A 6,956-nucleotide genomic window follows, 5' to 3' on the forward strand; every position below is an offset into this window, starting at 1 on the left:
CGGTTACATTCCGAACCCGGAAGCTAAGCCTCACAGCGCCGATGGTACTGCAGGGGGGACCCTGTGGGAGAGTAGGACGCCGCCGAACAATTATTCAAAGCCGTGGCCCCCAGCGACTCGCTGGGGGCCACGGCTTTTTTGCGTGTCAGAACGTGTTTGACCCGGCCAGTCCGCCGTACCGCCCGAACGCGGTACGGGAGCGGATGCCGGACAATGGAGATGGTGTCCGGTCACGTGGCCGGCACCGCACCGCCGCGGGGCGAACGTGTCGCCGGAACCGGGGTGGTGGAGTTTGAAGCAGCAGACAGGAGTCACCACGATGTCGAACCCGCCCCAGGACCGTCCCGAGCGTCGATCGGACGACGGCGGCGGCTACGAGCCCCGGTCACGCGGGGGCTGGTCGAACGACCGTGGCGGGTACCGTCGCGACGATCGTTCCGACCGCGACCGTGGTGGCTACCGTCGCGACGATCGCCCCTCCGGCGGCTATGGCCGTGACCGTGACGACCGCGGTGGTTTCCGCCGTGACGACCGTCCGCAGGGTGGCGGCTTCCGCCGTGACGACCGCCCCTCCGGTGGTTTCCGTGAGGACCGTCCGCGTCGGGACGAGCGTCCTCAGGGCGGTGGCTTCCGCCGGGATGACCGTCCGTCGGGTGGCTATGGCCGTGACCGTGACGACCGCGGTGGTTTCCGCCGGGATGACCGTCCGCAGGCCGGTGGCTTCCGTCGCGACGACCGTCCGTCGGGTGGCTATGGCCGTGACCGTGACGACCGCGGTGGTTTCCGCCGGGATGACCGTCCGCAGGCCGGTGGCTTCCGCCGTGACGAGCGTCCGTCGGGTGGTTTCCGTGAGGACCGTCCGCGTCGGGACGAGCGTCCGCAGGGCGGTGGCTTCCGCCGGGATGACCGTCCGTCGGGTGGCTATGGCCGTGACCGTGACGACCGCCCCTCCGGTGGTTTCCGCCGGGATGACCGTCCGCAGGGCGGGTACGGCCGTGACCGTGACGACCGCGGTGGTTTCCGTCGGGATGACCGTCCGCAGGGCGGCGGCTTCCGCCGTGACGACCGCCCCTCCGGTGGTTTCCGTCGGGACGAGCGTCCGTCGGGTGGTTTCCGTGAGGACCGTCCGCGTCGGGACGAGCGTCCGCAGGGTGGCGGCCATGGCCGTGACCGTGACGACCGCGGCGGCTTCCGCCGGGATGACCGTCCGCAGGGTGGCGGCTTCCGCCGCGACGACCGCCCGTCGGGTGGTTTCCGTGAGGACCGTCCGCGTCGGGACGAGCGTCCGCAGGGCGGTGGCTTCCGCCGGGATGACCGTCCGTCGGGCGGGTACGGCCGTGACCGCGACGACCGCCCCTCCGGTGGTTTCCGCCGGGACGAGCGTCCGTCGGGTGGTTTCCGTGAGGACCGTCCGCGTCGGGACGAGCGTCCGCAGGGTGGCGGCTTCCGCCGGGATGACCGTCCGTCGGGCGGCTATGGCCGTGACCGCGACGACCGCGGCGGCTACCGAGGCGGCCGGCCGCACGAGGGCCGCGAGGGCCGGGGCGGCGGGTTCCGCCGTGACGACCGCTCGCACGGCGGTGGCTTCCGCCGGGACGACCGGCGTGACGACCGCCGGGACTACGACGACCGCCGTGGCAACCACGAGCCGGTCCACCGGCTGCCGATCCCGGACGACGTCACGGGCTTCGAGATCGACGCGGATGTGCGCCAGGACCTGAAGAGCCTGCCGAAGACGCTCGCGGACGACGTCGCCCGCAACCTGGTGATGGTCGCCCGACTGCTCGACAGCGAGCCGGAGGAGGCGTACAAGTACTCGCGGGTCGCGCTGCGGCTGGCCTCGCGTGTCGCCTCGGTCCGTGAGGCGGCGGGCTTCGCCTCGTACATGACGCAGCGGTACTCCGAGGCGCTGACCGAGTTCCGGGCGGCGCGGCGGATGACCGGGCGGGCGGACCTGTGGCCGGTGATGGCGGACTGCGAGCGTGGTCTGGGCCGTCCGGAGCGGGCGCTGGCGATGGCCGGGGAGCCCGAGGTGAAGCAGCTGGACAAGGCCGGCCAGGTCGAGATGCGCCTGGTCGCAGCGGGTGCCCGCAGCGACATGGAGCAGTTCGACGCCGCCGTGGTGACGCTGCAGAGCCCGGAGCTGGCATCCAGCTCGATCCACCCGTGGACCGCCCGCCTGCGCTATGCCTACGCCGAGGCGCTGATCGCGGCCGGCCGGGCGGAAGAGGCCCGCGACTGGTTCGCCAAGGCGGCCGACGCCGACACCGACGGTGTCACCAACGCCTCCGAGCGGCTGGCCGAGATCGACGGCCTGGAGTTCGTCGACGCGCTCGACCCGGAGCTGGAGGAGGCCGGGCAGGGCGCTGAGGCCGAGGCGGAGCCGGTCCGTCGCAAGATCGCGATCGACGACACCGGCGAGGACCGGGTGATCTTCGAGGACGAGGAAGACGTCGAGGAGTACTACGACGAGGACGACGTCGAGATCGAGGAGGACGTCGAGGGCGAGGCCAAGAAGTAGTCCGCCCCGCGTCCGCGCACGCACAACGCCGGAGGCCCGGCCGGTACGCACATCCCGTGCGTACCGGCCGGGCCTCCGGCGTATTCGCCAGGTCCCATCGGACCAGACCGCCGGGCCACCGGATCGGGACCCGCGAAGCCGGCCCGCCGGGCGGCGTCAGCCGAGCGCGAGGCTGCGCAGGACCAGCCCGGTGGCCGGCTTGGGCCCGAAGGAGGTGGACTTCCGGGGCATCATCACACCCTGTTCGGCCAGCCGCCGGACCACGCTCTCCTTGACCGGGTGGAGCAGGACCGCCGTGCCCCCGCTCCGGGCGGCCTCGCGCTCGGCGGCCTCGGCGCTGTGCAGGTAGCCGATGTCGTCGGGGCCGTCGGGGATCCGCCACACGTGGTCGAGCAGGGTGGCGTGCAGGACGGTGGCGTCCAGGCGGCGCCACTCCTCGGGCTTGCCGGTGGCCACGGTGGCGGCGACCAGTTCCTCGTCCGGCTCGATGAGCAGCCGGTACATGCCGTCGCCGCCGGTCAGCAGGAAGGCGTTGCCGGCGTGCTGCTTGGCCTCGGCCAGTGCCTGGAGGGCCGTCTCCAGCGGGCCGGGGACCTCCTTGAGCTGCCAGTGGTCGCCGAGCCGGGCGAGCGCCTCGGTGATCGGAAGCCGGTACAGCACCCGGTGGATGGCCCGGACCCGGAGCGGGTAGCGGGCGGTGTCGACCAGCAGTACCAAGCCACGGTCCCACGGGCTGAGCGGCAGGTGCCGGTGCTCGCGCTGGAGGCGCAGGTACATCTCCCAGCGGTGGTGGCCGTCCGCGATCAGGGCCCTGCAGGTGGCGAGGTCGCGGCTGACCGCGGCCAGTTCGGCGGGGTCGGTGACGGCCCACAGGCGGTGGTGGGTGCCGTCGCTGGTGGTCGTGGTGAGCAGTGGCTCGCCGAGGACGGCCCGTTCGATCACCTCGGCCGCACCGCCGTTGCCCCGGTAGGTGAGCAGCAGCGGTTCCAGGTTGGCCCGGGTGGTCCGCATCAGACCGACCCGGTCTGCGACCGGGCGGGGCATCACGTCCTCGTGCGGCAGTACCACGCCGGCCTCCCGGCCGCTGACCGCCAGTGCGCCGATCAGGCCGCGCTGCAGGGCGCCGCCGCCGGGGCCGTCCTCGGCGGTGCGCTGCTCGTAGACGTACAGGGCCGGTTCCGGGTCGGGGGCGAGGACGCCCTCGCGCTGCCACTCGGCGAGCAGCCGGGCGGCGTGCCGGTAGCGGGTGTCGCGGTCGGGGCGGTCGCCGGTGTCCTCGGGTTCGGGCCTGGGAAGGATGAGCCGGACGATGTTGTGGGGGTCGGCGGTCTCCAGGTCGAGCCGCCGCCCAGGATCCACCACGTCGTACGGGGGCGAGGTGACCGCGGCGAGCGTACCGACCCGGTCGGGGACGTATCGCAGGGCGCGGAACGGTGAGAGGGACAGCCCCGCAGTGGCGACGTGGCCGGGGTCACCGGGGCCGCCCGCTGGAGCCTCTGCTCCTGTGTCTGCACTGGGTGTGCTCATTCTGGGCATCGTAACCAAGTACGCGTTGTTGGGAGATCTCGTAGATCACAGTGCCACGGCCGGCTCGTCGGGAACGGGTCGTGCCCGGCACCGACGGCGGCACCTGGGGCCGGGTTCGGATTGGAGACGGGGTACGGGATGAGTGACGGGCAGAAGCAGGCGAACGGCGGGGGCGCCGACGTTCCGGCGCAGGGCGGGCCCGGGGCGCCGAAGGGCGGCGTGTACGACTGGTTCCGGCGCGGGGCGCGGCTGCTGGAACAGGGCCACCCGGCGGCGGCCGAGCAGTTGCTTTCGCGTGCGGCCGAGGCGGAGCCGCATTCGCGGAGCATCCGGGAGACGCTGGCGAGGGCGCAGTTCAGCGCCGGGCTGTTCGAGTCGGCGCTGGAGAACTTCCGGGCGGTGGCGCTGGCCGATCCGACGGACGACTACGCTCAGTTCGGGTGGGGTGTCTCGGCGGCCCGGTTGGGCGACTTCGAGACGTCCGTCGAGCACCTGGCCCTGGCGGTCGCCATGCGGCCGGAGGCGGACCACTACCGGGCCGCGCTGCGGCAGACCAGGGCGACGCTGGCGGCCCGCGCCGGTGCCTACGGACCGCTGCTGCCAGGTGCGCCCGGGTACTCGGCGCCGCCGGAGGACGGGCAGGCCGGGTGACGCCGCGGGGCGGGCCGGGCCGAGTGCGGCCGGTACGACGATGAGCAAGAGGATGAGGTAGAGGACTGATGACGGACACCGCAGCCGGCCAGGCACGTACCGCTCCGGGGGGCTGTGACCGCCCGCTGACCGAGGCGTACGACACGGCGCTGCTCGACCTCGACGGTGTGGTGTACGCCGGAGCGCACGCGATCCCGCACGCGGTGGAGTCGCTGGCGGCGGCCCGCGCGGCCGGGATGCGGCTGGCGTACGTGACCAACAACGCCTCCCGGCCGCCCCGGGCGGTGGCCGGCCACCTGACCGAGCTGGGCATCCCGGCCGAGGCCGCCGACGTGATCAACTCGGCGCAGGCGGCGGCCCGACTCGTGGCTTCGATGGTTCCGGCCGGCGCCAAGGTGCTGGTGGTCGGCGGCGCGGGCCTGGAGGAGGCGCTCGTCGAGCGCGGCCTGGTGCCGGTCCGGTCGCTGGCGGACGGGCCGCTCGCGGTGGTCCAGGGCTACGACCCGTCGGTCGGCTGGCAGCACCTCGCCGAGGCCTCCTACGCGGTGGCGGGCGGGCTGCCCTGGGTGGTGTCCAACACCGACCTGACGATCCCCACCGCCCGGGGCATCGCCCCCGGGAACGGCACGCTGGTGGCGGCGGTCCGCACCGCGACCGGCGTCGAGCCCGAGGTGGCGGGCAAGCCGCTGCCGCCGATGCACCGGGAGACGGTGATCCGGACCGGCGCGAAGCATCCGCTGGTGGTCGGCGACCGCCTCGACACCGACATCGAGGGCGCCTACAACGGCGGTGTCGACAGCCTGCTGGTGTTCACCGGTGTCACCACCCCCGCCCAGCTGCTGGCGGCCCCGGCCCGGCACCGGCCCACATACGTCGCGGCCGACCTGCGCGGCCTGCTGACCGGCCAGCCGGAGGTGGCGGCGCTGGGCTATGGGCGCTACGGCTGCGGCGGGTACCAGGCGTGGGCGGACAACGGGGAGCTGCGGCTGAGCGGCGGCGGACAGGCCCCGTACGACGGTCTGCGGGCGCTGTGCGCGGCGGCCTGGACGGCGGCGGACGCGGGCGGCTCGGCGGTGGACGGCAGCAAGGCGCTCGCCGAGCTGGGGCTGTAGCGGCGCCCTACCCGGCCGACCCCCGGGGGAGTCAGAGCAGCGAACGCAGGCGCAGCAGGTCGCGGAAGCCGGCCTCAAGCCGGACCCGGCCGCCGGCCCAGGCAGCGGCGAAGTTGAGCTGTCCGCCGACCATGGCGACCAGGTCGTCGCCGGTCATGGAGAGGCGGATCTCGGCCTTGGCGGGCGGCGGGCCGGGGATCTCGACCATGTCGGTGATCCGGCTGTCCTTGAGGCGGCCGGAGAAGGTCAGGTCGAGGTCGGTGATCCAGCAGGTGAGGGAGCGGTCGAGGGCCGCGGCCTTGCGGGCGTCGCCGTCCGCGTTGCCGAGGTTGCTGCTGAACTGCTCCAGCGCCTGCCGGCACTGCTCGATCGTGGCCATGACTGCTGGTCTCCCGTCTGCCCGCCTCCTGTTTCAAGGCGCCGACCGTCCACGCTATCGCAGCAGTGCCGGAACCCGGCCGGGCGGCAGCGGCAGCGTAGGGCGGATCCGAGGCGGTAGCGTCGTGGATGTGGTGGGCCAGGTCCGGCTGCACAGCGTGGTCACCGGGCCGGGGTCGCAGTCGGTGCGAGGCACTAAGGAGGCACTCGGGATGCTGCGGGATGCGGTACGGGGAGTCGTGGTGGTGGCCACCGAGCTGGCCGAGGAGACCGGCAAGCGGGTCGTGGGCGCGGCCACCGGACTGCTGGAGCGCGGCGGCGTGGACGTCGCGGCGATCGAGCGGACCGTGAGCGAGCAGTTCCCGCCGTCGGCCAGGTCGTTGCAGACGCTGGCGGGGGAGGCGGTGACGGCCGGCCGGGCCGGTCTGGATCTCGCGGTGGGGGTGGCCCGTGGCGAGGTGGAGAAGGTCTTCGAGCGGGTCGGCGACCAGGTGGTCAAGGTGGGCGTGGTGCTCAGCTACCTGGAGAGCAAGCTGCGCGAGGTGGAGGAGCAGCCCCACCTTCCTCCGGAGAGCAAGCCCGAGGCGCGCGCCGCCGGGCTGTTCGAGGCGGGCTGGGACGAGCGGGCGGCCGAGCCGGCGAAGGCCGACGAGGTGAACGGCACCGCGACGGCCGGGCGGCCCGCGCCCGCGCCTGCGCCTGCGCCTGCGCGGCGGGCCGCGGCGAAGCCGGCGGCGGCGAAGCGGCCGGCCGCCGGGGCCGGTGCG

General features: G+C 73.8%; 6 protein-coding genes, 1 rRNA gene and 1 pseudogene. 6 read left to right on the plus strand and 2 right to left on the minus strand.

All coding sequences use genetic code 11. From position 1 onward, the window contains the following. The 3 genes and pseudogenes from rrf to ABD369_RS39625 all read left to right on the plus strand — a co-directional run. Positions 1-88 (plus strand): 5S ribosomal RNA (gene rrf / locus ABD369_RS39615); the annotation flags it as partial. A gap of 510 nt (positions 89-598) precedes the next feature. Beyond that, a pseudogene (locus tag ABD369_RS41495) lies at positions 599-1,177 on the plus strand (DEAD/DEAH box helicase); the annotation flags it as partial. 528 nt (positions 1,178-1,705) lie between these two features. Next, a complete protein-coding gene (locus tag ABD369_RS39625; protein ID WP_425557883.1) occupies positions 1,706-2,521 on the plus strand; it encodes a tetratricopeptide repeat protein in 816 nt (271 codons plus the stop codon). 156 nt (positions 2,522-2,677) lie between these two features. Here ABD369_RS39625 and ABD369_RS39630 read toward each other — a convergent pair whose 3' ends face one another. Next, entirely contained in the window at positions 2,678-4,048 is a 1,371-nt protein-coding gene (locus ABD369_RS39630) for a DUF1015 family protein (RefSeq protein WP_344641500.1), read from the minus strand. 138 nt (positions 4,049-4,186) lie between these two features. Here ABD369_RS39630 and ABD369_RS39635 point away from each other — a divergent pair, with 138 nt between their 5' ends. After that, positions 4,187-4,699 carry a tetratricopeptide repeat protein gene (locus ABD369_RS39635; protein WP_344641501.1) on the plus strand — a complete coding sequence of 171 codons (513 nt, stop codon included), beginning with the start codon at positions 4,187-4,189 and terminating at the stop codon, positions 4,697-4,699. Positions 4,700-4,767: 68 nt separating this feature from the next. Beyond that, positions 4,768-5,811, plus strand: coding sequence for an HAD-IIA family hydrolase (locus ABD369_RS39640; protein ID WP_344641502.1), 1,044 nt, complete (start codon positions 4,768-4,770; stop codon positions 5,809-5,811). Between the two features lie 31 nt (positions 5,812-5,842). On the opposite strand, the gene ABD369_RS39645 is transcribed toward ABD369_RS39640, so the two are convergent. Next, positions 5,843-6,190, minus strand: a complete 348-nt coding sequence (locus ABD369_RS39645) for a sterol-binding protein (RefSeq protein ID WP_344641503.1) — start codon at positions 6,188-6,190, stop codon at positions 5,843-5,845. 211 nt (positions 6,191-6,401) lie between these two features. On the opposite strand from ABD369_RS39645, the gene ABD369_RS39650 reads away from it, so the two are divergent. Continuing rightward, a partial coding sequence (locus tag ABD369_RS39650) for a hypothetical protein (protein WP_344641504.1) occupies positions 6,402-6,956 on the plus strand: 555 nt, incomplete at its 3' end.

Origin of the sequence: Kitasatospora cystarginea (assembly GCF_039533515.1) — a bacterium.
Lineage (GTDB): Bacteria > Actinomycetota > Actinomycetes > Streptomycetales > Streptomycetaceae > Kitasatospora > Kitasatospora cystarginea.

Bases quoted from the DNA above. Each gene is read 5' to 3' on its own strand.
- ABD369_RS39630 (WP_344641500.1), bottom strand. From the start codon at position 4,048: ATGAGCACACCCAGTGCAGACACAGGAGCAGAGGCTCCAGCGGGCGGC.
- ABD369_RS39635 (WP_344641501.1), top strand. From the start codon at position 4,187: ATGAGTGACGGGCAGAAGCAGGCGAACGGCGGGGGCGCCGACGTTCCG.
- ABD369_RS39640 (WP_344641502.1), top strand. From the start codon at position 4,768: ATGACGGACACCGCAGCCGGCCAGGCACGTACCGCTCCGGGGGGCTGT.
- ABD369_RS39645 (WP_344641503.1), bottom strand. From the start codon at position 6,190: ATGGCCACGATCGAGCAGTGCCGGCAGGCGCTGGAGCAGTTCAGCAGC.